Consider the following 24,094-nt stretch of genomic DNA (forward strand, 5'->3'; position numbering starts at 1 on the left):
CACAGGAGCCCTCCCTTGGTCAGAGGAGCCCCTTCCGTGTGAGGTGGTTGAAGAACAGCCACCCCGGAAGCACCGGAAGCCACAGCGTCAGAAGCCGGTAGAGCAGCACCGCGGGCGCCGCCACGTCCTTGGGCACACCGACCGCGATCAGACCGAAGGTCAGCGTCGCCTCGACCGCGCCCACACCACCGGGCGTCGGCGCCGCCGACCCCAGGGCGTTGCCCGCGAGGAAGACCACCGCGACGCTCGCGAGGCTCAGCGACGACAGCTGGCCGTTGCCGAAGGCCCGTACGGAGGCGTCCAGGCAGAGCACGAACATCAGGGTGAGCAGCAGCATGCCGCCGATGCCGGTGAGCAGCTTCTGCGGTCGCTGCAGCACGTCCAGCATGCGCGGCACGACACCCGCGAAAAGCGACCGCACGCGCGTGACGACGAACTTCCGCAGGAACGGGATGGCGGTCACCACGAGGACGAGCACCGCCACCGACAGCAGACCGGCGATGACCGTGCGGGACGGCGTGAACGACGGCGTCTTCTCCGTCCCCGTCAGATAGCCGAAGACGAGCAGCAGCATGATGTGCGAGCCGAGCCCGAAGAGCTGCGAGGCGCCGACACTGGCCACCGCGAGCCCGGAGCGCACTCCGGAGCGCTGCAGGAACCGCGTGTTGAGCGCGACACCGCCGACCGCCGCGGGCGCCACGATCTTCACGAACGACCCGGCGACCTGCGCGGCCACCGTCCGCAGGAACGGCACCCGCTCCGGCACGAAGCCGAGCAGGCTCATTGCGGCGGCGAAGTAGCTCAGCGCGGAGAAGCCCACGGCGGCGGCCACCCAGCCCCACTGGGCCTCCTGGAAGAGCGTGCCGAACTCGACGTGCGTGAGCTGCGACAGCAGGAAGTACGCGCCGATGGCACCGGCGATGAAACTGATCAGCGTGCGCGGCCTGATCCGCTCCAGCTGCGCCGGCTCGACCGGCGCCGTCGGACGGATCAGCAGCACCTGGTGGCGGATCTGCGTGAGCAGGTCCTCCTCGCGTGCCTGCTCCAGGGCGTCGTCTATGGCCTGCTTCTCGGCCTGCCGCTCCTGCTTGGCCGCCTGCTTCTCCTGCTTCTGGGCCTGCTTGTCCGCGCGCGTGTCGACGCGTACGTCCACACGCCCGCCCTCGGGGGGCGCGGAGGCGGCGACGGCGGACGCCTCCTCGTTGCGGGCCTGCTTGGCCCTGCGGGAGGCCTCCAGGACGGCCTCACGCTCGCGCTGGGAGCGTTCGCGCGCCAGCTTGCGCAGCGTGCCGCGGGTGGAGCGGGTCAGGGCGATGGGCTGGAGCAGCGGCAGACAGTCGGCCACCGCGTCGGGGCCGAGGACCTCGACGGCCGACGCGACCGCCCGCTCGGCGCCCACCCGCAGGCCGAGGGCGGTCAGGAGCTGGGCGATGTCCATGCGCAGGACCAGGTCGCCCGCGGCGATCTCGCCGCCGCGCAGATCCGTGAGGATCACGGTGCCGGAACGATCCACCAGAATCGCGTCGCCCGCGAGCCTGCGGTGCGCGATGCGGCGCGACTGCAGCGCCTGTACCTGCCGCCAGGTCTCGCACAGCAGCTCGTCGGTGATGGCCTCGTCCGGCAGTGAGTCCAGGGAGCGGCCGCCCATGTGTTCGTAGACGAGCATCACGGCGTCCGGGCCGAGCTCGGAGGTGGCGATCAGCTTGGGCGCGTTCGCCCCGGCCGCGATGGCCGCGTACGCGAGCAGGGCCTCCTGCTCCAGGGCCTGCCGCAGTGACTGCAGGCTGCGCCGCTGGGTGATGCCCCGCAGGGTGAGCCTGCGCCAGACGCGGTAGAAGAAACCCTGCGCCTGCTGTTCGCGGTCGATGACCGTGACGTCGAGGGGCGGGCCGTCCTCCAGAGTGACGAAATACCGGCGTCCGCGGTCGCCGTGCTCGCTGTCCGGGGACTCCTCACGGGCGGCGCTCACGGGGTGGAAGCCGACGTGCCGCAGGCCCACGAGGAGCGTCTGCCCGGTGGGCCGCACGTTCGGCGAGCCGACCGCGTAGAGCGTTCCGTACGCCACGGCCCAGCCGATGAGCACCGTCAGGATGATCGAGAACGGCGTCGTGTAGCCGGTGACGAGCATGGTGAACGCGTCGAGCAGCAGCACCACGAACAGCACCAGGCGCCAGCGCGGTCTGCGGGACATGCCGACGGCGGTCATGTACGCGATGACGGGCGCCAGGTAGCCGTGCACCGGATCGGTGAACGCGTGCAGGTCGGCCGGGTTCGGCTTGGTGAGCGCGTCCTGGATGGAGTCGGGGGCGGCCTTCGCGACCCACAGGTCGGTGGCCAGTGTCACGCCGTGCGCGAGGACGGCGGCCAGGACGCCGTCGGCGATGCGCAGCCCGTCCCGTTTGATCAGCCGCTCGATCGCGAACGCCACGGGGACGAGCAGCACGCCGATGCTGGCGACCAGGCCGGCCACCTTGATCAGCAGGTCGGGTGCCTGCTCCGTGCCCTTGTCGATGTCCTGTTCGAGCCCGGACGTCGTGCCGTGGGCGAACGCGGCGATGGCGAGGAGCACGGCGATGGCGAGGATGCCGACGAGCAGCCGCATGAGGTCGGAGGGACGGTGCACGCGCGCGGCGAGCAGCGGTTCGTCGCGCTCGACGCGGTCCGTGTGCGCCGCGTCGCCGTCGGCGCAGCCGTGGGGGCCGGGGCCCTTCGCGCCGGCGTCGCCGCTCTGGTCGGCCCTGCCGTGCTTGTCGGTCGCACCGGCCTCACTGGCCTCACCGGCCGCACTGTTCTCGCCGGTCTGGCCGGTCTTTTCGGTCTTCAGGGCGTGCTCACCGGTGTCCAGGTGTGACTCGGACGCAGAGGTGCCCGCCTTCTCATCGGGATGCACGCCCTGTCTCTCCGTCGTCTCTTCTTGATCTCGTATCACCAGTCACCGCCCGCACGATGGTGGCATGTCCTGCTCGCAGAGGGGGGCAGCAGGGGGCAACGCAAGGATGCGAAGTGGTCACGAAACGACACTTTGCGCCGTGCCGCCCGCCCCGGGGCACGCTCTGTGCCAGGCCGGTCACGGTGTCGGTGGGGTGCGGCAGGATGGATCGGATGAGCGAGGAGAGTCGACAGGGGAGCCGACAGGAGAGCCGCATGGGACAGATCCCGCCCGACGACGCGGCACAGGCGCTTCCGGAGTACGCGGAACGGGTCCTCGACGTCGCGGAACTGATCCCTCCGGGTCGGGTGATGACGTACGGAGACATCGCCGAGTGGCTGGAGGAGGGCGGCCCCCGGCAGGTCGGACGCGTGATGGCCCTCTACGGAGGAGGGGTGCCGTGGTGGCGTGTCGTGCGCTCGGACGGCGTGCTGCTGCCGGGCCACGAACTGCGGGCCCTGGAGCGCTACCGCGAGGAGGGCACTCCGTTGCGCCAGGCCTCGCGCGCCGCCCAGGGGCATGTGCCGAAGCTCGACATGCGGCGGGCGCGCTGGGACGGGGGCGCACTGGCGGACGGCGGCGCACCGGTCGACGGCGGCGCACCGGCTGACGGCGGCGCGGGAGGCGACGCCGCGGGTGACGCTCGCCCGCAGGCTCCGGAGGCTCACACCTGACAGCTTCCGCCATCGGGCGGCCCGGCGGGGGACCGGTGGCCCGTACGGGGGAAGCCACGCGTCCTCCACGCCCACTGGCGTAGCGTCGACAGCACGCATCCCCCTCACCCCGCGGCCACCGCGCAGCCGCGTTTCGACCAGCAGACCCACCAGGACCGGCGACCCACGTGAGCTCCCCTTCTTCCGCCCGGCACCTCCGGCACCCGTCGCACCACCAGGTACGACAGGCGACACCGGGTGCCTACCGACTGGTGCGTACCCCGCGGGATCCGTCGGATCCCCCTCGCTTGGACGCAGGTCAGCGGGCGGTGGTTGACCACAAGGGAGGGCCGATGCTGGTCCTGGCGGGTCCCGGCACGGGCAAGACCACCACCCTCGTGGAGGCCGTCGCCGCGCGTGTCGCCCAGGGCGGTGACCCCGCGCGGGTCCTGGTGCTGACCTTCAGCCGCAAGGCCGCGGTGGAGCTGCGCGACCGCATGGCGCTGCGCATAGGGGCGGCGCGCGCCCCGCAGGCCACGACCTTCCACTCCTTCTGCTACGCCCTCGTCCGCGCCCACCAGGACGCCGACCTGTTCGTGGAGCCCCTGCGGCTCCTGTCGGGACCCGAACAGGACGTGGCGGTACGTGAGCTGCTCGCGGGCCAGATCGACCTCGCGCAGGAGGGCCGCGGCCACGTCCGCTGGCCGGACGAACTGCGTGCCTGCCTCACCACCCGCGGCTTCGCCGACGAGGTGCGCGCGGTGCTCGCCCGCAGCCGCGAGCTGGGCCTCGGACCGGACGCCCTGGACGCCTTCGCCCGCCGCAGCGGCCGGCCCGACTGGGGCGCGGCCGCGGCCTTCCTCGCCGAGTACCTCGACGTACTCGACCTCCAAGGCGTCCTCGACTACGCGGAACTGGTGCACCGCGCCGTGCTGCTCACCCGCCGCCCCGAGGTCGCGCGGGAGCTCGGCGCGCAGTACGACGCCGTCTTCGTGGACGAGTACCAGGACACCGACCCGGCGCAGGTGCGGCTGCTGCACGCGCTCGCGGGCGGAGGGCGGACTCTGGTCGCCTTCGGCGACCCCGACCAGTCGATCTACACCTTCCGGGGCGCCGACGTGAACGGCATCCTGGAGTTCCCGCACGCCTTCCCGCGCGTGGACGGCACCCCGGCGCCGGTCGAGGTCCTCACGACCTCCCGCAGGTCGGGCGCGCAGCTCCTCGCCGCCACCCGGCTCCTCACCCGGCGCATGCCGCTGACCAGGCTGCCGGCGGAGAAGGTGCGGGCCCACCGCGAGCTGACGCCGGTCAGGGACGGCGGCCGGGTCGAGGTGTACACGTACCCGACGGCAGGCACGGAACTCGACAACATCGCGGACATCCTGCGCCGCGCACACCTGGAGGACGGCGTCCCCTGGGGCGACATGGCGGTCCTGGTCCGCGCGGGCGCCCGCACGATCCCGGCGGTCCGCCGCAGCCTCAGCGCGGCGGGCGTCCCCCTGGAGATCGACGGCGACGACATCGCCCTGCGCCACGAGCCCGCGGTGACGCCGTTGTTGACGGCGCTGCGGGTGGTGGCGACGGCGGTGGTTTCGGAGGCGGGGACTGCCGGGACGGCGGCTCCTGAGGGGGGTTCGAAGGCGGAGGGTTCGAAGGTGGGGGGTTCCGGGGCCGAGGCCTCTGCCGGCGGTTCTGAAGGGGACGGTTCTGAGGGAAGTGGCCCTGAAGGGGACGCCGATGGAAGGGACGTCTCTGGAAGGGACGTCTCTGGACGCGACGCCTCTGGAAGGGGCGCTGCGGAAACCGTTGCCTCCGAAGGCGATGCTTCCGACGAGGACGTGTCCGCAGCCGACGGACATGAGGCCGACGTCTCGGCGGTCGGTGCGTCTGCGGGCGGCGCCTCCACATCCACCTCATCCGCCGTCTCCGAAGGCGACGCGTCCGAAAGCGACGCTCCCGAAGAAGCCACCCCCCACGACGAGCCCACCGCCTCCACGACCACCCCCACGACCGCCCCCGCCTGGCTCGACACCGAGACCGCGCTCACCCTCCTCACCTCGCCCCTGGCCGGGATGGACGCCGCCGACCTGCGGCGGCTCGGGCGTGCCCTGCGCGAGGAGGAGCGCGCGGCGGGCAACCACCTGCCGCCGCCCTCGGACGAGTTGCTGGCCCGCGCCCTCGCCGAGCCGGAGCGCCTGGTCGCCCACGACCCCACGTACGCCCGAGGCGCCCAACGGCTCGGCACGCTGCTGCGCAAGGCCCGTGAGCGCCTCGCGGGTGGCGGCACCGCCGAGGAGGCGCTGTGGGAGTTGTGGGACGGCACACCCTGGCCCAAGCGCCTGGAACGCACCGCGCGGCGCGGCGGCGCGGCCGGGCGCAACGCCGACCGCGACCTCGACGCGGTGTGCGCCCTGTTCGCCACCGCGGCCCGCGCGGAGGAGCGCACGGGCGGCCGTGGCGCCCTCAACTTCCTTGAGGAGACCGAGGCGCAGGACATCGCTGCGGACACGCTCACGCGCAGGTCGGCACGCCCCGACGCCGTCCGCCTGATGACGGCGCACCGCTCCAAGGGCCTGGAGTGGCGCCTCGTCGTGGTCGCGGGCGTCCAGGAAGGCCTCTGGCCCGACCTGCGCAGGCGCGGCTCGCTCCTGGAGGCCGACCGCATCGGCCGCGACGGTCTCGCCGAACCGCTCACCCCCGGAGCGCTCCTCTCCGAAGAACGCCGCTTGTTCTACGTCGCCGCCACGCGCGCGCGTGAACGTCTCGTCGTGACCGCGGTGAAGGCCCCCGCGGACGACGGCGACCAGCCCTCCCGCTTCCTCACCGAACTCGGCGTCGAGCCCAAGGACATAACGGGCCGCCCGCGCCGCCCGCTGTCCGTGGCCGCGCTCGTCGCCGAACTACGGGCCACCACCGTCGACCCGCGCGTCTCCGACACCCTGCGCGAGGCCGCGGCCCAGCGTCTGGCCCGCCTCGCCGCGCTCAGCGACACCGACGGCCGCCCCCTCGTGCCGTCCGCGCACCCCTACCGCTGGTGGGGCATGTACGAGCCGACGGCGAGCGAGGTCCCCTTGAGGGACCGCGACAAGCCCGTCGTGCTCTCCGGAAGCGCCCTCGACCAGCTCGCCAACACCTGTGCCCTGCAGTGGTTCCTGGGCCGCGAGGTGAAGGCCGACGCCCTCGCGACGGCCGCCCAGGGCTTCGGCAATGTGGTGCATGTCCTGGCCGACGAGGTCGCCTCTGGACGCACCCCGGCCGACCTCGCCGTCCTCATGGAGCGCCTCGACTCCGTGTGGGACGCCCTGGCTTTCGACGCCCCCTGGAAGTCGGCCCAGGAGAAGGAGCACGCGCGCGTGGCGCTCGAACGCTTCCTCCAGTGGCATGTGATGGACCGCGCGACCCGCACCCCGGTCGCCAGCGAGCACGGCTTCGACGTGACGCTGGAAGCGGGTCCCTACGAAGTACGCGTACGAGGCTCCATGGACCGCGTCGAACAAGATGCGGAAAACCGTGCCTACGTAGTCGACTTCAAGACCGGCAAACAGTCGCCGACCGCCGCCGAGGTGGCCCGCCACCCGCAGCTCGCCGTCTACCAGTTGGCGGTCCGCGAAGGCGCCGCGGACGAGCTCTTCGGAGGCGTACGTCCCGAACCGGGCGGCGCGGAACTGGTGCAGCTGCGTCAGGGCGCCGCCAAGAAGAACGGCGGCGACGCCTTCCCCAAGGTGCAGGCCCAGGAGCCCCTCTCCGGGGAGTGGGTCGGCGACCTCCTCGCGACGGCCGCGGGCAAGGTCCTCGACGAACGCTTCACGCCGACCGTGGGCCAGCACTGCACGCACTGCGCCTTCCGCGCCTCCTGCAGCGCGCGTCCGGAGGGCCGCCATGTCGTGGAGTGATCCGACGCGCCCCCACCCGTGTCGATTGTCACGTCGTGTCACTCGGGTGGCATAGCACCCTCTGAAGCAATCTAAAGTCTCCGTAAAGACATGGAGTGCACCGGCGGGTGGTGCACATTTCTGAGGAGATGCGCGTATATGGCAGCCAACCGGAAGCTCCTGGCAGTGGCCGCGGCCTGCGCCGCCGCCGTCATCGGCGTCACCGGCTGCAGCAGCGACAGCGGTGACAAGGACCCCTTCGACGGCATGAGCGCCGACAAGATCGCTGACAAGGCGTCGAAGGCTTCCAAGGACGCCGGTTCCTTCGCGATGAAGGGCCAGATGAAGAAGAACGGCGAGACGAACAACATCGAGTTCGCCGTCGCCGAGTCCGGCGACTGCAAGGGCACGATGGGCTCGCAGAAGACCGGCACCGCCCAGTTCCTGTCCATCGGCAAGACCTCGTACGTCAAGGCCGACGACAAGTTCTGGGAGGGCCAGGGCGGCGGCGCGGCCGAGCTCGTCAAGGGCCGTTGGGTGAAGTCGGACACCGAGAAGGACGGCGTCTGCAACCGCGACGACATGTTCAAGTCCGACAAGCTCAAGAACCTGAAGCGTGGGGACGACGCCGAGGTCGACGGCAAGAAGGCAGCGGTCCTGACCCAGAAGAAGGGCAAGGAGACCACCACCTTCTACGTCGCGATGGAGGGCAAGCCCTACTTCCTGAAGGTCGAGAACAAGAGCAGCGACGAGCCGGGTTCGGTGACCTTCAGCGACTACGGCAAGCCCGTCGACGTGAAGGCGCCGCCGGCCGGCGAGGTCATCGACCCGAAGAAGATCGCCGCCGGTAACTGACCCCGGGCGCTCCACGAAGCGGCGGTGGCCGCCGGCGTCCGGGTCCGCCCCGGTTGTCAGTGGCCACCGCTAGCCTCTCTCACGTGTCACCTCGCCTCACCGATCCCGAGCAGCTCAAGGAGCTCCTCGGTATCCCGTTCACCCCGGAGCAGACGGCCTGCATCACCGCGCCGCCCGCGCCGCAGGTGATCGTGGCCGGAGCGGGGTCGGGCAAGACGACGGTGATGGCGGCCCGCGTGGTGTGGCTCGTCGGCACCGGCCAGGTCGCCCCCGAGCAGGTCCTCGGCCTGACGTTCACGAACAAGGCGGCGGGCGAACTCGCCGAGCGCGTGCGCCAGGCGCTCATCAAGGCGGGCGTCACCGACCCCGAGGCGGTCGACCCCGACAACCCTCCGGGCGAACCGGTCATCTCCACGTACCACGCCTTCGCGGGCCGCCTCCTGACCGACCACGGCCTGCGCATCGGCCTGGAGCCGACCTCCCGCCTCCTCGCCGACGCCACCCGCTTCCAGCTCGCCGCGCGCGTGCTGCGCGAGGCGCCGGGCCCCTATCCCGCGCTGACCCGGTCCTTCCCCGACCTCGTCAGCGACCTCCTCGCCCTCGACAGCGAGCTCGCCGAGCACCTGGTGCGGCCCGAGCGGCTCCGCGCGTACGACACCGAGCTGCTGCGCGCCCTGGACGGCGCGAAGCTCGGCAACGCCGACCTGCGCAAGGTCCCCGAGACGGCCGCGGCCCGTCTCGAACTGGCCGATCTCGTGGGGCACTACCGCGCGGCCAAGCGCTCCCGCGACCTCCTCGACTTCGGCGACCAGATCGCCCTGTCCGCCACGCTCGCCCGCACCCGCGCCGAGGTCGGCGAGATCCTGCGCGAGGAATTCCGCGTCGTGCTCCTGGACGAGTACCAGGACACCTCGGTGGCCCAGCGCATCCTCCTGTCCGGCCTGTTCGGCGGCGGCACCGGTCACCCGGTGACCGCGGTCGGCGACCCCTGCCAGGCCATCTACGGCTGGCGCGGCGCCTCGGTGGCCAACCTCGACGACTTCCCCGAGCACTTCGCGTACGCCGACGGCCGCCCCGCCACCCGCCACGCGCTCAGCGAGAACCGCCGCAGCGGCGGCCGCCTCCTGGACCTCGCCAACGGCCTGGCGGAGCCCCTGCGCGCCATGCACGCGGGCGTGGAGGCCCTGCGGGCCGCCCCCGGCGCCGAGCGCGACGGCGTGGTGCGCTGCGCCCTGCTGCGCACGCACGCCGAGGAGATCGACTGGCTCGGCGACTCCATCGCCCACCTCGTCCGCACCGGCAAGGCACCCGGCGAGATCGCCGTCCTGTGCCGCACGGCCACGGACTTCGCCGAGATCCAGGCCGCGCTCGTCGCCCGCGACATCCCCGTGGAGGTCGTCGGCCTCTCCGGACTCCTCCACCTGCCGGAGGTCGCCGACCTCGTCGCCGTCTGCGAGGTCCTCCAGGACCCGGGCGCGAACGCCTCCCTGGTGCGGCTGCTGACCGGCCCGCGCTGGCGCATCGGCGCCCGCGACCTCGCCCTCCTGGGCCGCCGCGCCCGCCTTCTCGTACGTCCCGGGCACACCGCGCCCGACGACCCGGACCGGCGCCTCGCCGAGGCCGTCGAGGGGGTCGACCCGGCCGAGGTGATATCGCTCGCGGACGCCCTGGACACCTTCCTGGAGTCACCGCTCGACCCGGACGACGTCTCCGGAGCGGACGACGGGCTGCCCTTCTCCGCGGAGGCCAGGGTCCGCTTCGCCCGGCTCGCCACCGAACTGCGTGAACTGCGCCGCTCGCTGTCCGACCCGCTGATGGACGTGCTGCACCGCGTGCTCGCCGTGACCGGCCTGGAGGTCGAGCTCTCCGCGTCCCCGGGCGCCCTCGCGGCCCGCCGCCGCGAGACCCTGTCCAACTTCCTGGACGTCGCCGCCTCCTTCGCCGCGAACGACAACGGCGCGACGCTGCTGGCCTTCCTCGGATTCCTGCGCACCGCCGCCCAGTACGAGAAGGGCCTCGACAACGCCCTGCCGGGCGGCGAGAACACCGTCAAGGTGCTCACCGCCCACAGGTCCAAGGGCCTGGAGTGGGACGTCGTCGCCGTGCCGGGCCTGGTCAACGGCACCTTCCCGAGCGCGCAGGGCCGCGAGAAGTGGACGGCCCAGGCCAAGGTCGTCCCGCACGAGCTGCGCGGTGACGCGGCCACGCTGCCCGACGTCGAGGCGTGGGACGCCAAGGGCATGAAGGCCTTCCACGAGGCCATGAAGGACCACCAGCGCACCGAGGAACTCCGCCTCGGGTACGTCACGTTCACCCGCCCCCGCTCCCTGCTCCTGGGGTCGGGCCACTGGTGGGGCCCCTCGCAGAAGAAGCCGCGCGGCCCCTCGGACTTCCTCCAGGCCCTGTACGACCACTGCGTCGCGGGCCACGGCGAGATCGAGGCATGGGCGGACGAGCCGGCGGAGGACGAGGAGAACCCCGCGCTGCACGAGGCGACCGCCGACCAGGCGTGGCCGCTCCCGCTGGACGACGCCTCCCTGGCCCGCCGTCGCGCCGCCGCGCAGACGGTCCTCGCCCACCTGGACCGCCTGACCGGCGAGAGCGCACCGGAGCCCGCCCGCTCTCACGAGGAGACCCACCCCTCGGCATACGACGACGTGCCCCCGGCCGACGACCCGGAGTGGCCGCCCCCGCCGGACGACGAGGAGGGGCTCTACGGAGACGGTGCGTACGAGGACGGCCTCTACGAAGACGCCCTCTACGAAGACGCCGACTTCCCCGAGAACGACCCGGCCGACTGGGACTCCCTGGCGACGGAGCGCCCGACGGTCCCGCACCCCGCGGACGCCCCGGGAGCCGAATCCACGCACCCCGGCTCCACCGGCGAGGGCGCCCACGCGCGCGTGCCGGTGCCCGCGCCCGCCCCCGACGCCCGCCCGCACCCCGCCGACCGCACCCCGGACCCCCGCCCACCGGAGCGGCCCGCCCGCCTCACCCCGGAGGAGGCCCGCACCCTGGCCTCCTGGGACCGCGACCTGGACGCCCTCACCGGAGAGCTCCTGCGCGCCCGTGAGACCGTCAGGGACGTCCCCGTGCCGCCGTCGCTCACCGCGTCCGAGCTGATGCGCCTGGCCGCCGACCCCGACGGCTTCGCGCAGGACCTTGCCCGGCCCATGCCGCGCCCGCCGCAGCCCGCCGCGCGCCGCGGCACCCGCTTCCACGCCTGGATCGAGTCCCGCTTCGAGGAACTCCCGCTGCCGATGCTCGCCCCGGAGGACCTGCCGGGCGGCGGCCCGGACGAGGCCGAGATCGCCGACGAGCGCGACCTGGAAGCCCTCAAGGAGGCCTTCGAACGCACCGAGTACGCCCGCCGCTCGCCCTACCGCGTGGAGGTCCCCTTCCAGTTCGTCCTCGCGGGCCGCGTCATCAGGGGACGCATCGACGCCGTCTACAAGGAAGGCGACGGCGCCGACGCGACGTACGAGATCGTCGACTGGAAGACCAGCCGCACCCGCACCGCGGACCCCCTGCAGCTCGCCGTCTACCGCCTCGCCTGGGCCGAGCAGCAGGGCGTCCCTCCGGAGTCGGTGAAGGCCGCCTTCCTCTACGTGCGCAGCGGGGAGACCGCCCGCCCCAGGAACCTCCCCGGCCGCGCCGAGCTCGAACGGCTCCTGCGCGAGGATCCGGCAGGTGCGCCGGGCACCGAACCGCGGGACGAGCCGACCCCGGATGGCGGATAGGCTCGTGACCATGAGCGAGACACCGGACAGCGCCGTCCGCACGTACATCGACAACCACCGCGCCGCCTTCCTCGACGACCTCGCCGAGTGGCTGCGCATCCCGTCCGTGTCGGCCCAGCCCGACCACGCCGGGGACGTGCGCCGCAGCGCGGACTGGCTCGCCGCCGCCCTCAAGGAGACCGGCTTCCCGACCACCGAGGTCTGGGAGACGCCCGGGGCGCCCGCCGTCTTCGCCGAGTGGCCCTCCGACGACCCGCAGGCCCCCACGGTCCTCGTCTACGGCCACCACGACGTCCAGCCCGCCGCCCGCGAGGACGGCTGGCACACCGAGCCCTTCGAGCCCGTCGTCCAGGGAAACCGCCTCCACGCGCGCGGGGCGGCCGACGACAAGGGCCAGGTCTTCTTCCACACCCTCGGCGTCCGCGCCCACCTCGCCGCCACGGGGCGCACCGCTCCCGCGGTGAACCTGAAGCTGCTCGTCGAGGGCGAGGAGGAGTCAGGCTCCCCGCACTTCCGCGCGCTCATCGAGGCACACAGGGACCGCATCGCCGCCGACGCGGTGATCGTCTCGGACACCGGCATGTGGTCGGAGGACACCCCGACCGTCTGCACGGGCATGCGCGGCCTCGCCGAGTGCGAGATCGAACTGCACGGCCCCGACCAGGACATCCACTCCGGCTCCTTCGGCGGCGCCGTGCCGAATCCCGCCACCGAGGTCGCCCGCCTCGTCGCAGGGCTCCACGACGAGCACGCACGCGTGGCGATCCCCGGCTTCTACGAAGGCATCACGGAACTCACCGACCGCGAGCGCGAACTCTTCGCCGAGCTGCCCTTCGACGAGGAGCGCTGGCTGCGTACGGCGAAGTCGCACGGCACCCACGGCGAGGCGGGGCACACCACCCTGGAGCGCATCTGGGCCCGCCCCACCGCCGAGGTCAACGGCATCGGCGGCGGCTACCAGGGAGCGGGCAGCAAGACGATCATCCCGTCGTCCGCCATGGTGAAACTGTCCTTCCGGCTCGTCGCGGGCCAGGACCCCGACCACATCGAGAAGGTCGTGCGTGCCTGGGCCGCCGACCGCGTCCCGGCCGGGATCCGCCACACGGTCACCTTCAGCGCCGCCACGCGCCCGTGCCTGACGCCGCTGGACCACCCGGCGCTGCAGTCCGTCGCGCGCGCCATGGGCCGTGCCTTCGAGCAGAAGATCCGCTTCACGCGCGAGGGCGGCTCGGGTCCCGCAGCCGACCTCCAGGACGTCCTCGAGGCGCCCGTGCTCTTCCTGGGCATCTCCGTCCCGTCCGACGGCTGGCACGCGCCGAACGAGAAGGTCGAGATCGATCTGCTGCTCAAGGGCGTCGAGACGACCGCCTACCTGTGGGGCGATCTCGCGGAGAACTGGCGCGATGCCCACTGAGAGCCGCCCGGCCGCCGGGCACGTCCTGCCGCACGCCCTGCTGAACCACCCATTCCATCGGGGGAGTTGGAAGCACCTGTGACCACCTGGACCGACCGCACCGCAGACCGTCCCGTCTCGCTGACCGCGCCGAGCGGCATCGACCGAGCGGCCCACCACCGCATGGACGAGGCGTGGCTCGCCGCCGCCTGGAGCCACCCGAGCACCCGGGTCTTCGTGGTCTCCGGCGGCCAGGTGCTCATCGACGAGACGCCCGAGGGCCGCACCGAACTGGTGATGACGCCCTCCTTCGAAGCACCGCTCACCGAGGAGCACCGCTACTTCCTCGGCAGGGACGACGACGGCGTCAGCTACTTCGCGCTCCAGAAGGACACGCTGCCGGGCCGCATGGACCAGTCGGCGCGCCCCGCGGGACTGCGCGAGGCCGGACTCCTGCTCTCCCCGCGCGACGCGGGCCTGATGGTGCACGCCGTCGCCCTGGAGAACTGGCAGCGCCTGCACCGCTTCTGCTCGCGCTGCGGAGAGCGCACCGTCATCGCGGCGGCGGGCCACATCCGCCGCTGCCAGGCGTGCGGCGCCGAGCACTACCCGCGCACCGACCCGGCCGTGATCATGGCGGTCAGGGACAGCGAGGACCGCCTCCTCCTGGGCCGCCAGGTGCACTGGCCCGAGGGCCGCTTCTCCACCCTCGCGGGTTTCGTCGAGCCGGGGGAGTCCATCGAGCAGTCGGTGCGGCGCGAGGTCTTCGAGGAGGCGGGCGTCACGGTCGGCGAGGTCGAGTACGTCGCGAGCCAGCCCTGGCCGTTCCCCTCCAGCCTCATGCTGGGCTTCATGGCCGACGCCACCTCTTCGGAGATCAACGTCGACGGCGAGGAGATCGAGGAGGCCCGCTGGTTCTCCCGGGAAGACCTGCGGGCCGCATTCGAGTCCGGAGAGGTCCTGCCTCCCTACGGAATCTCGATTGCGGCCCGGCTGATCGAGCTCTGGTACGGAAAGCCCCTGCCGAAGCCGGGGTCCGTGGGCTGAGCCCCGCGCTCGCGCGCAGGCTGGTCGCTCAGGCGGCCAGCTTCTGCTTGACCTGCGCCAGCGAGGGATTCGTGAGCGTGGAACCGTCCGGGAAGAGAACGGTGGGGACCGTCTGGTTTCCGCCGTTCGCCTTCTCGACGAAGGCCGCCGAGTCCGGGTCCTGCTCGATGTTGATCTCGGTGTACGCGATGCCCTCGCGGTCCATCTGGCCCTTGAGGCGGCGGCAGTAGCCGCACCACGTGGTGCTGTACATCGTCACAGTGCCCGGCATGTCCTCTGTGCTCCTTCGTTGCTCGGGGTGCGTCATCGCAATGAATCGAACGTACGCGACCCGGCCACCATTCCCGCATGAGTACGACCGGCTTCGCCTCCCTGTGGACAACCGGCTCATCCGCCCCTGGCGACCTGGCAGCATGGCGGGGTGACATCAGCAACGCACTCCACCCTCTTCCCGCAGGTCCCGGACTCTGCCGACGCGGTGCTCGCCGGGCTCGACCCGGAGCAGCGCGAGGTGGCCACCGCCCTGCACGGGCCGGTGTGCGTCCTGGCGGGCGCTGGCACGGGCAAGACCCGCGCGATCACGCACCGGATCGCCTATGGGGTGCGCGCCGGGATCCTCCAGCCCGCCAGCGTCCTGGCCGTCACATTCACCAACCGCGCCGCGGGCGAGATGCGCGGCCGGCTGCGCCAGCTCGGCGCCTCCGGCGTCCAGGCCCGCACCTTCCACTCCGCGGCCCTGCGCCAGCTCCAGTTCTTCTGGCCGAAGGCGGTCGGCGGGCCCCTGCCCCGCATCGTCGACCGCAAGATCAAGCTCGTCGCGGACGCGGCCGCCGCCTGCCGCATCCGCCTCGACCGCAATGAGCTGCGGGACCTGACCAGCGAGATCGAGTGGTCCAAGGTCACCCAGACCGTCCCCGCGGACTATGCGGCGGCCGCGGCCAAGTCCGGCCGCGACGTCCCGCGCGACCCCGCCGAGATCGCCCAGCTCTACGCCGCGTACGAGGACCTCAAGCGCGACCGCGCCGTCATCGACTTCGAGGACGTCCTGCTGCTCGCCGTCGGCATCCTCCAGGACCGGCACGACATCGCCGAGCAGGTCCGCGCCCAGTACCAGCACTTCGTGGTGGACGAGTACCAGGACGTGAGCCCCCTCCAGCAGCGCCTCCTGGAGCTGTGGCTCGGCGACCGCGACAGCCTCTGCGTCGTCGGCGACGCCAGCCAGACGATCTACTCCTTCACCGGCGCGACCCCCGATCACCTGCTGAACTTCCGCACCCGCCACCCGGGGGCGACGGTCGTCAAGCTCGTCCGTGACTACCGCTCCACCCCCCAGGTCGTCCACCTCGCCAACGGCCTGCTCTCCCAGGCCCGCGGACGCGCCGCCGATCACCGCCTCGAGCTGATCTCCCAGCGCGAGCCCGGAGCCGAGCCGGTCTACACCGAGTACGCGGACGAGCCGGCCGAGGCGGAAGGCGCCGCCCGCCGCATCCGCGCCCTCCTTGCCGACGGGATCCCCGCCAGCGAGATCGCGGTCCTCTTCCGCACGAACTCCCAGTCCGAGATCTACGAACAGGCCCTCGCCGACGCGGGCGTGCCCTACCAGCTCCGCGGTGCCGAGCGGTTCTTCGAGCGCACCGAGGTGCGGGAGGCGGGCGCTGCCCTGCGCGGCGCGGCGCGCTTCGGGGGCAACGACTCCCTGCTGGACGACGTGGTCGACCTGCCCTCCCAGGTCCGGGCCGTCCTCTCCACCAAGGGCTGGACGACCGAGCCCCCCGCGGGCTCCGGCGCCGTCCGCGACCGCTGGGAGTCCCTGGCCGCCCTGGTGCGGCTCGCCGAGGACTTCGCGCGTGCCAAACCGGAGGCGACCCTGGCCGACCTCGTGGCCGAGCTGGACGAGCGGGCGAACGCCCAGCACGCCCCCACCGTGGAAGGCGTCACGCTGGCCTCACTGCACGCGGCCAAGGGCCTGGAGTGGGACGCCGTGTTCGTCGTCGGCCTCGCCGAGGGCATGATGCCGATCACCTACGCCAAGACGGACGAGCAGATCGAGGAGGAGCGCCGTCTCCTCTACGTGGGCGTGACCCGAGCCCGCGCCCACCTCTCCCTCTCCTGGGCCCTCTCGCGCTCGCCGGGAGGGCGTCCGGGCCGTCGGCCCACCCGCTTCCTGGACGGCCTGCGTCCGGGCTCAGGAGCGGGCTCGGCGGCGCGCGCCGCGGGTGGTGGCCCCGGCGGCGTCGAGCGCGGCAGCGGCAGCGGTGGCGGTGGCGAGGGCGCGGGGAGCGCGGCAGGCCGCCGCCAGCGGAAGAACCGCACCCCGGCCCGCTGCCGGGTCTGCGGCCGCACTCTGACCGACGCGGGCGAGATGAAGCTCATGCGGTGCGAGGACTGCCCGTCCGACATGGACGAAGGACTCTACGAGCGGTTGCGGGAGTGGCGATCCGGCCAGGCGAGGCAGCTGGGACAGCCCGCGTACTGCGTATTCACGGACAAAACCTTGATCGCCATCGCGGAGGCCGTGCCCGACGACGAGGGCGAGCTGGCGCGGATCCCCGGGGTCGGCGTCCGTAAGTTTCATCGCTTCGGCGCCGACGTCCTCGCTATTTGTGCAGGTCAGGAGCCTGTAAGGGGCGCCGAGGAAGAATGATTCAAACTCGTCGAAAAAATAGTTTGCGCATGCGCAAGGAAGACCCATAGGTTCTTAAGCACGGGAACGGCGGCTTCTCAGAAGCCCTGGTCCCGTGCTGTACTTGACAGTCCGCAGGATCGGTTCCGGTCGATCCCCTAGACGCCGAGAGGAGGCGAATTCCAGTGATCAGCATCAACGAGAGCTTCATCAGCACCGCCAAAATGACCGATCGCTCGGTCGTCGCTTCCTGCCTGCTCGGCTTCTCGAACCAGGGCACCGGTCTGTCCGGCGGCATTCCTGCCGGCCGTCCGATGTCCGCCTCCCTGCCTCTCGCCGGTCTTCCCGTCCGCGAGGCCAATGGGGGCAATGAGCGACCGACCAAGGCACCGGAGGCAGCAGTAGCGGAGGCGCAGGCCCAGGCCTATGCCTTTGCGGCGGCCGGTGCCGGATTCCGGAAGCAGACGACGCAGCACCACACGATGTGGGCCTTCCGTGGGCTCGAACCCTGGAGTGATCCAGTCTGATCTCGATCAGACCGGCGCCTTCAGGGCCGCGGAACCCCACCCGGGATCCGCGGCCCTTCTGTTTTCCCCAGAACAGGGAGAACAGAGCGAAGGGGCCGACAGCAAGACCCGGTACCAGCCGCCAACCGGCCGACCCCGGCCGGCACGACCAGACGAGGAAAACACCACCGTGCAACTCGAAGCGCACGCCCCGTCCGTACCGCCTTCACAGACGCTCCCCCCGCCCGCACCCACGGAGGACCCGACCTTGACTCCCCTCACCGCGCTCACCGCGCTCGACGACGCCATCGAGAACCTCGGCGTACCCGTTCCCTGCCGTGCCTACGACCCGGAGGTCTTCTTCGCGGAGTCCCCGGCCGACGTCGAGTACGCCAAGTCCCTCTGCCGGACCTGCCCCCTCATGGAGGCCTGCCTCGCCGGCGCCAAGGAGCGGCGTGAGCCGTGGGGCGTCTGGGGCGGCGAGCTGTTCGTCCAGGGTGTCGTCGTTGCCCGCAAGCGGCCGCGTGGTCGCCCGCGCAAGAACCCGGTCGTCGCATGAGCACCGCCGGCACCATCGACCGTCCCCTGACGCACGACCCCCAGAAGCAGGCCCCGATGAAGGCAGCCACCAGCGAGCCCACCGCAGGCTCCGCGACCCCAGACTTCACCACCACCGGCGCGCACGTCTCGCGCCAGAACAGGACCCGTGAGATGCAACTCATCCCAGAAGCCATGGCTCGTGCGCATATGCACGAACGAATGCTGGAGGCCGAGGCTCAGCGCCCGGCCCTGCGGCTGATGGCGGCCCGCCGTATGCAGCGTCGCGCGGAGCGCGCCTCGCTGCGTGCCCGGCGCGCGCTCGCCATGGCCGTCATGCAGTAATGGCCGTCATGCAGTAAAGGACACATGGCCAAGTGCCATTGATCCTCGCGGGGGTTGGTCCGAACGGACCGGCCCCCGCGGTGCGTTGTGCCCACCGATCCTCCCGGCACGGCGATATGGTCGCCGGGTGGACCAGCACAATTCCCGGCCCGCGGAGCCAGAGAATCTCGTGTGCTCCCGCTGCGGCACGGTCGCCGAAGGCGCGCCACCGACCTGGACCTGCTCCGTGGAGAACGGCACCCGCCACTACTTCTGCGAGGCCTGTGCGCGGGAGAACCTCAGGGCCATCGAAGGGCGACTCGACTCCTCCTGGTGGTGAGCCGAGCCCGAGGGCGAACCCCTCCGCGGCCCAGGCCTCCCGTCTGCCGGGTCTTCCCTCTCAGGCCTCCGCCGCCGCGTCCTCCTCGGTCTCCTCCACCTCGGGCTCCTCGACGAAGCCGGGCAGCCACGCCTCCAGCTCGTCCCGCATCCGCACCGTCGCGCCCATCTGGCACAGCACCCCGATCGTGCTCAGCGTCACACGGTGTATCAGCAGATACGACGGGGGCAGGTTCAGTCGCTTGCCCAACTGGTAGGCGGGAGAGCGGGGGTCGGCCACCCGGGCCGCCTGGCTGCGCATCCAGCCGCGCGTGAACGTGAACTCGTCCACCAGCATCGGCTCGATGATCGGCAGCAGATAGTCGAGCACCGCGTCCGGTTCGAGATCGACGGACTCCTTGACGAAGCCCTCCTCGCAGAGCATGTCGTAGACCGCGTCGGCCTCGCCGTCCAGCGTCATGCGCAGGGCCGTCCCGATGGTCGGGGGCAGCCCGCCGGGCAGCCGGTCCACCGTGCCGAAGTCGAGGACACCGAGGCGGTAGCCGTCCTTCTCGTCGGGCAGCAGACGGAAGTTGCCGGGGTGCGGGTCGGCGTGCAGCAGTCCGGTGCGCGTCGGGCCCGAGAAGAGGAAGCGGGCCAGGAGCTGGCCCGCCCGGTCGCGCTGCTCCTGCGTGCCGTCCGCGATCACTTCCGACAGGGGCGTTCCCTCGATCCACTCGGTGACCAGGACCTGCTCGCTCTGGTGCACCACCTCGGGCACCACCACGTCCGGGTCGTCCGTGAACTCCTCGGCATGTGCCTGCTGGGCCTGTGCCTCCAGGGCGTAGTCGAGCTCTTCCGAGACGCGGTCGCGCAGTTCCGCTATCAGCGGCTTGATGTCCATCCCCGGAATCAGCGGCCCAAGGAGGCGGGCAAAACGGCTGAGTTGGTTCAGGTCGGACAGCAGCGCCTCGCCCGCTCCGGGGTACTGGACCTTGACCGCGACCTCGCGGCCGTCCGCCCAGACGGCCCGGTGCACCTGGCCGATCGACGCGGCGGCCGCGGGCTTGTCCTCGAACTCCAGGAAATGATCGCGCCAGTCCTCGCCGAGGCGCTCCTCGAGCACCGAGTGCACGGTCTTGGTCGGCATCGGCGGCGCCGCTTCCTGCAGCTTCGTCAGCGCCGCGCGATAGGGCCCCGCGACCTCCTCCGGCAGCGCCGACTCGAAGACGGACAGCGCCTGCCCGAACTTCATGGCGCCGCCCTTCAGTTCACCGAGGACCTTGAACAGTTGCTCCGCCGTGCGCTGCTGCAGCTCACGTCCGACGATCTCCGCCGACTTGCCCCCAATCCGCTTGCCGAGTCCCCAAGTCGCGCGCCCCGCGAAGCCGAGCGGCAGCGCGGCAAGTTTGGCGGTACGGGTGACCGCCTTCCGGGGAAGATCAGACATGCGCCCCTCCAAGTCCCAGACAGCCACGCCTTGTCAGGCGGTTACCCGGCCATTGTTGCGTGTGGCTCCGCGGCGGTGGTGGCCTGATCCCCCTTAACGGGCGCACCTGCACCGCATGGGCACGAGGGATGCGGCCAAACCGGGCGTGCGTGCCAGTCGAATCCCGGGACGGACGCCTCCCAACGAGCCCCCGCGCTGGGCGAGGCCACCCCGTCCAGAAAGGCGAGGGCATGCCCCGCGGCCAGCCCGGCGACCGAGGTCGACAGGGCCAGGTCGCACGCGGGTGCGGGGCGCGCGTGTCCGGAACGCCACTGGGCCAGCATCCGCGGCCAGGTGGGATCGCGGTCCGCGCGCTGACGAAAGAGGCAGCCCGCGCACGCGGTCGTCCCCGGCAGGACCAAGGGGCCCACCACGCCCGTCCCTTCGATCACTCCGGCGTAGAGATGAGGGATGCCCGAGGCGAGGAGCTCCTCGGCCGCGGCGGGGGCGGGAGCGTATGCGTCCAGGCCGTCCCGCGGGGCGATGATCAGGAGGGAGAGCCCCGCTTCGCCCTCCGGCTCCGCGGGGCGGCGCGGCGGGCGGCCGGGCGCGGACTGCCGCACGATCCGGCGCGCGGTGGTGTCCCTGCGCTCCCCGATGGACTCGGCAGGCAGCCCGCCCGGCGCGACGTCCCACGGCTCCACATGCCCGCCGTCCAGCACGTCCACCCGGCCCACGCCCGCGCCCGCGAGAACCGAGGCCACGACGGCGCCCACCCGCCCGGCGCCCTGCACCCGCACCCGCATCGCGCGCCGCGCCGCCACCTTCGCGAGCGCACCGGCCGGTTCGGGGGAGAGCAGCGACAGCGAGGCGAGGTCGGCCCGCAGCCGGTCCATGAGGTCGCTCCGCCCGCGCAGCGCATCGGCCGCGGGCCCGCCTCCCGTCGAGTCGTCGAGCAGGCCGGCCCGTGAGAGCTCGCCCATCAGCTTGTCCACATGCCCCTCGGGCAGACCCATCCGCCGGGCCTCCTCGCGCAGGAGCGGCAGCCCGCGGGTGCCGTCGAGCAGGGTCAGGAAGCTGCTCGTCGCCGTGTCCATCGGACCGAGTACCAAGGCGTGAGCGGGAGCCACCCCGAACTGCACGGTGCTCAGGTCCCGCCAGCCGCGCCGCAGCGCGGGCTTCACGATCGGATGCATGGTTCGTCCCCCGTCGGCCGGTCGGCGCGGCCCCGTCCGCCGCCCCGATCGACTGCCAGAATGCCCGCCTCTCGCGACCCCCGCGTCGCGTTGTCCACAGGCGGTGGGTGTTCGTCGTACTAATCAAGCGGACGGGGAGCGGAACAGCGCCGAACCGTCCCGGAGGCGGGACTTCCCCCATGCCCAGCGGGTAACGTCGGGGCGTGCCCGCCGACCCGTCTCCTCGCGTCGCTGGGGAGACCTCAGCGCATCGCGCCGGAACTCCACAGCGCAGCACGACCAGTCCGCCGCCGTCCGGCGCCCGGGCCAGCGCGGTCGAGGTCAGACGGAGCGCCCGCCGCCGCAGAACGGTCTCCGCGTACCGGGAGGGCGACCGCACCGTCGTCCTCATCCCCGCCCGCATGTCCGAGGCGGAGGAGCAGCGCTGGGTCAACGTGATGCTCGACAAGCTCGCGGCCCAGGAGAGCAAGCGCCTCCTCGGTGACGCGGAGCTCGCCGAGCGCGCCGGGCAGCTGTCCGAGCAGTACTTCGAGGGCCGGGCCAGACCCGCCTCCGTTCGCTGGGTCACGAACCAGAACACCCGCTGGGGTTCCTGCACCCCGTCGGAGGGCAGCATCCGTCTTTCGCACCGGCTGCAGGGCATGCCGGAGTACGTCGTGGACTACGTCCTCTGCCACGAACTGGCCCACCTTCTCGTGCCCGGCCACGGGCCCCGCTTCTGGCGTCTCCTGGAGGCCTACCCCCGTACGGAGCGGGCCAGGGGGTACCTCGAAGGGGTGGTCGCGGCCGACCGGTTGCCCCACCTCCCCGCCGCGCGCGAGGAGTGAACGTCCGCCGGATCCCGCGGTTGTGTAGCGGGTCTGTACCGGCTTCGCTCGCCGTCGGACTTTGCGGTTAGCCTGACGCGACGCATTCACATTCGGGATGGGGGACGGTCGTTACGTATGGCCAGGGAATTCCAACGCGGCCACAAGGCCAAGATCAGTGACCTCACCGCGGGGACCGATCTGTACGTAGGTGTACAGATTTCCGCCCCCGGGCTGACCTTCGACATCAGCTGCTTCGGCCTGGACGCGAGCGAACGGCTCTCGGACGACCGGTACTTCATCTTCTTCAACCAGCCCAAGTCGCCCGAGGAGTCGATCCAGCTCCTGGGCGCGCAGGCGGGCGACACCGAGTCCTTCCGTGTCACGCTCGACCGCATCCCGCAGCAGATCCAGCGCCTGTCGTTCACGGCGACGATCGACGGCGCCGGCCAGATGTCGCAGGTCGCCTCCGGGTACATCCGCATCGTCGCGGGCGGCGAGGAAGTGGCGCGCTACGCCTTCAACGGCGCGGAGTTCTCCACGGAGCGCGCCGTCATGCTGGGCGACTTCTACCTGAAGGACGTCTGGCGGTTCGCCGCGATCGGACAGGGCTTCGACGGCGGGCTCGAAGCCCTGCTGAGGAACTTCGGCGGCGAGGTCGCCGAGGAGGAGCCCGCCGCTCCCGAGCCGCAGGCCGCGCCGTCCTTCGCGCCGCCCGCACAGGCCTCGGCGCCGCCCGCGTTCGGCGCCCCGGCCGCCGCCGCTCCTGCCCAGGCACCCGCTCCGGCGCCGACCCCGGCGCCCGCCCCGCAGGCTCCCACTCCGCAGGCCCCCGCCCCGGCGCCCGCGCAGAGCTTCGCCCCGCCCCAGGGCGCGACCCCGCCCCCGGCGCCCGTCGACCCCTCGGTGCACGCCGCGCAGACCATCGCCGCCCCGATGGACCAGCCGCAGTTCGGCCAGGTGCCCGGCCAGCAGCAGGCCCCCGGCCAGACCGCTCCGCTGCCGCCCGGCTACGCCCAGCAGCCCCAGGCCGCGGCGCCTCCGGGCTACGGCCAGCAGCCCCCCGCGCCGGTGCCTCCCGGCTACGGCCAGCAGCCCCCCGCCGGCCAGTTCCCCGGCCAGCCCCAGGCTCCGCAAGGCGTCCCGCAGGGCGCACCGCAGGGGATGCCGCACGGCGTGCCGCAGGGCGCCGCTCCCCAAGGCGCCGGTGTGGCCGCGGCCCTCCAGAAGTACCGCGAGGCCCCCACGGGACAGCGCTGGACGCAGCAGAACGAGAAGCTCGTCCGTGTCGACCTGGGCGTCGCCGACCAGCCGATCCTCGCCCGCCAGGGCAGCATGGTGCTCTACCAGGGCAAGGTCGAGTTCAGCTACAAGGGCGCGGGCTTCGCGGGCCGCATCGTGGGCAACGCCACCGGCCAGGAGATGCAGCTGATGCGCTGCTCCGGCCGCGGCCAGGTCTTCCTCGCCGAGGAGGGTACCCACCTGCACCCCATCGAGCTCCAGGGCGACGCGATCTGCGTCTCCGCGGAGAACGTCCTCGCCTTCGACGAGACGCTGCAGCACGAGGTGCGCAGGATCGAGGGCCACGGCATCCCCGGTGGCGCGCTGTTCGTCATGCAGTTCCAGGGCACCGGCACCGTCGTCGTGAAGACCCACGGTCTGCCCGTCGTCCTGCCCGTCACGCCGACGACGTTCGCCGACTGCCACGCCGTGGTCGCCTGGTCGGCCGCCGCGCAGGCGATCGTTTCCAGCCAGGTTCGGCTGCGCAGCAACGCGTACGCCGGTTCCACGGGCGAGAGCGTGAACCTCCAGTTCCGTGGTGCGCCCGGAAACTTCATCGTCGTCCAGCCGTACGAGGTCTGAGGG

17 protein-coding genes are annotated in these 24,094 nt (G+C 72.2%); 13 read left to right on the plus strand and 4 right to left on the minus strand.

Going from position 1 to position 24,094, the window contains the following annotated elements; translation table 11 throughout:
• Positions 1-19: 19 nt before the first annotated feature.
• Complete coding sequence (locus ACZ4D5_RS20060) at positions 20-2,890, minus strand: lysylphosphatidylglycerol synthase domain-containing protein (RefSeq protein WP_467773714.1); 2,871 nt, start codon at positions 2,888-2,890, stop codon at positions 20-22.
• Positions 2,891-3,144: 254 nt separating this feature from the next.
• Between ACZ4D5_RS20060 and ACZ4D5_RS20065 the strand changes: the two genes are divergently transcribed.
• The 6 genes from ACZ4D5_RS20065 (at position 3,145) to nudC (ending at position 14,489) form a co-directional block, all read left to right on the plus strand.
• On the plus strand, positions 3,145-3,603 hold the full coding sequence (locus ACZ4D5_RS20065) for an MGMT family protein (RefSeq protein ID WP_467773715.1): 459 nt from the start codon (positions 3,145-3,147) through the stop codon (positions 3,601-3,603).
• Positions 3,604-3,935: 332 nt separating this feature from the next.
• Positions 3,936-7,475, plus strand: coding sequence for an ATP-dependent helicase (locus tag ACZ4D5_RS20070; protein WP_467773716.1), 3,540 nt, complete (start codon positions 3,936-3,938; stop codon positions 7,473-7,475).
• Positions 7,476-7,613: 138 nt separating this feature from the next.
• The gene (locus ACZ4D5_RS20075) at positions 7,614-8,309 is read left to right on the plus strand and encodes a hypothetical protein (RefSeq protein ID WP_467773717.1); all 696 of its coding nucleotides are present in this window, start codon (positions 7,614-7,616) and stop codon (positions 8,307-8,309) included.
• A gap of 83 nt (positions 8,310-8,392) precedes the next feature.
• The gene (locus ACZ4D5_RS20080; RefSeq protein ID WP_467773718.1) at positions 8,393-12,049 is read left to right on the plus strand and encodes a UvrD-helicase domain-containing protein; all 3,657 of its coding nucleotides are present in this window, start codon (positions 8,393-8,395) and stop codon (positions 12,047-12,049) included.
• A 10-nt stretch (positions 12,050-12,059) separates the two neighbouring features.
• The gene (locus ACZ4D5_RS20085) at positions 12,060-13,463 is read left to right on the plus strand and encodes a dipeptidase (RefSeq protein ID WP_467773719.1); all 1,404 of its coding nucleotides are present in this window, start codon (positions 12,060-12,062) and stop codon (positions 13,461-13,463) included.
• A gap of 78 nt (positions 13,464-13,541) precedes the next feature.
• On the plus strand, positions 13,542-14,489 hold the full coding sequence (gene nudC / locus ACZ4D5_RS20090; RefSeq protein ID WP_467773720.1) for an NAD(+) diphosphatase: 948 nt from the start codon (positions 13,542-13,544) through the stop codon (positions 14,487-14,489).
• Positions 14,490-14,517: 28 nt separating this feature from the next.
• On the opposite strand, the gene ACZ4D5_RS20095 is transcribed toward nudC, so the two are convergent.
• On the minus strand, positions 14,518-14,760 hold the full coding sequence (locus ACZ4D5_RS20095) for a mycoredoxin (RefSeq protein WP_467773721.1): 243 nt from the start codon (positions 14,758-14,760) through the stop codon (positions 14,518-14,520).
• 150 nt (positions 14,761-14,910) lie between these two features.
• On the opposite strand from ACZ4D5_RS20095, the gene ACZ4D5_RS20100 reads away from it, so the two are divergent.
• The 5 genes from ACZ4D5_RS20100 to ACZ4D5_RS20120 all read left to right on the plus strand — a co-directional run bounded on the left by ACZ4D5_RS20100 (position 14,911) and on the right by ACZ4D5_RS20120 (position 18,819).
• Positions 14,911-17,133 carry an ATP-dependent DNA helicase UvrD2 gene (locus tag ACZ4D5_RS20100; protein WP_467773722.1) on the plus strand — a complete coding sequence of 741 codons (2,223 nt, stop codon included), beginning with the start codon at positions 14,911-14,913 and terminating at the stop codon, positions 17,131-17,133.
• 164 nt (positions 17,134-17,297) lie between these two features.
• Complete coding sequence (locus tag ACZ4D5_RS20105; protein WP_467773723.1) at positions 17,298-17,639, plus strand: hypothetical protein; 342 nt, start codon at positions 17,298-17,300, stop codon at positions 17,637-17,639.
• Between the two features lie 169 nt (positions 17,640-17,808).
• Complete coding sequence (locus ACZ4D5_RS20110) at positions 17,809-18,177, plus strand: WhiB family transcriptional regulator (protein WP_055565619.1); 369 nt, start codon at positions 17,809-17,811, stop codon at positions 18,175-18,177.
• Positions 18,174-18,500, plus strand: coding sequence for a hypothetical protein (locus tag ACZ4D5_RS20115; protein WP_467773724.1), 327 nt, complete (start codon positions 18,174-18,176; stop codon positions 18,498-18,500). The genes ACZ4D5_RS20110 and ACZ4D5_RS20115 overlap by 4 nt, the downstream gene beginning before the upstream one ends.
• A gap of 127 nt (positions 18,501-18,627) precedes the next feature.
• The gene (locus ACZ4D5_RS20120) at positions 18,628-18,819 is read left to right on the plus strand and encodes a hypothetical protein (protein WP_467773725.1); all 192 of its coding nucleotides are present in this window, start codon (positions 18,628-18,630) and stop codon (positions 18,817-18,819) included.
• A 60-nt stretch (positions 18,820-18,879) separates the two neighbouring features.
• Here ACZ4D5_RS20120 and ACZ4D5_RS20125 read toward each other — a convergent pair whose 3' ends face one another.
• Both ACZ4D5_RS20125 and ACZ4D5_RS20130 read right to left on the minus strand, forming a co-directional pair.
• The gene (locus ACZ4D5_RS20125) at positions 18,880-20,247 is read right to left on the minus strand and encodes an ABC1 kinase family protein (RefSeq protein WP_467773726.1); all 1,368 of its coding nucleotides are present in this window, start codon (positions 20,245-20,247) and stop codon (positions 18,880-18,882) included.
• 41 nt (positions 20,248-20,288) lie between these two features.
• A complete protein-coding gene (locus tag ACZ4D5_RS20130) occupies positions 20,289-21,422 on the minus strand; it encodes a TOMM precursor leader peptide-binding protein (protein WP_467773727.1) in 1,134 nt (377 codons plus the stop codon).
• 203 nt (positions 21,423-21,625) lie between these two features.
• Between ACZ4D5_RS20130 and ACZ4D5_RS20135 the strand changes: the two genes are divergently transcribed.
• Together ACZ4D5_RS20135 and ACZ4D5_RS20140 are read left to right on the plus strand one after the other, a co-directional pair.
• Positions 21,626-22,249 carry a M48 metallopeptidase family protein gene (locus ACZ4D5_RS20135; RefSeq protein ID WP_467773728.1) on the plus strand — a complete coding sequence of 208 codons (624 nt, stop codon included), beginning with the start codon at positions 21,626-21,628 and terminating at the stop codon, positions 22,247-22,249.
• Between the two features lie 117 nt (positions 22,250-22,366).
• Positions 22,367-24,091, plus strand: coding sequence for a TerD family protein (locus ACZ4D5_RS20140; protein ID WP_467773729.1), 1,725 nt, complete (start codon positions 22,367-22,369; stop codon positions 24,089-24,091).
• Positions 24,092-24,094 lie beyond the last annotated feature (3 nt).

This window comes from Streptomyces sp. NPDC025651 (genome assembly GCF_055558735.1).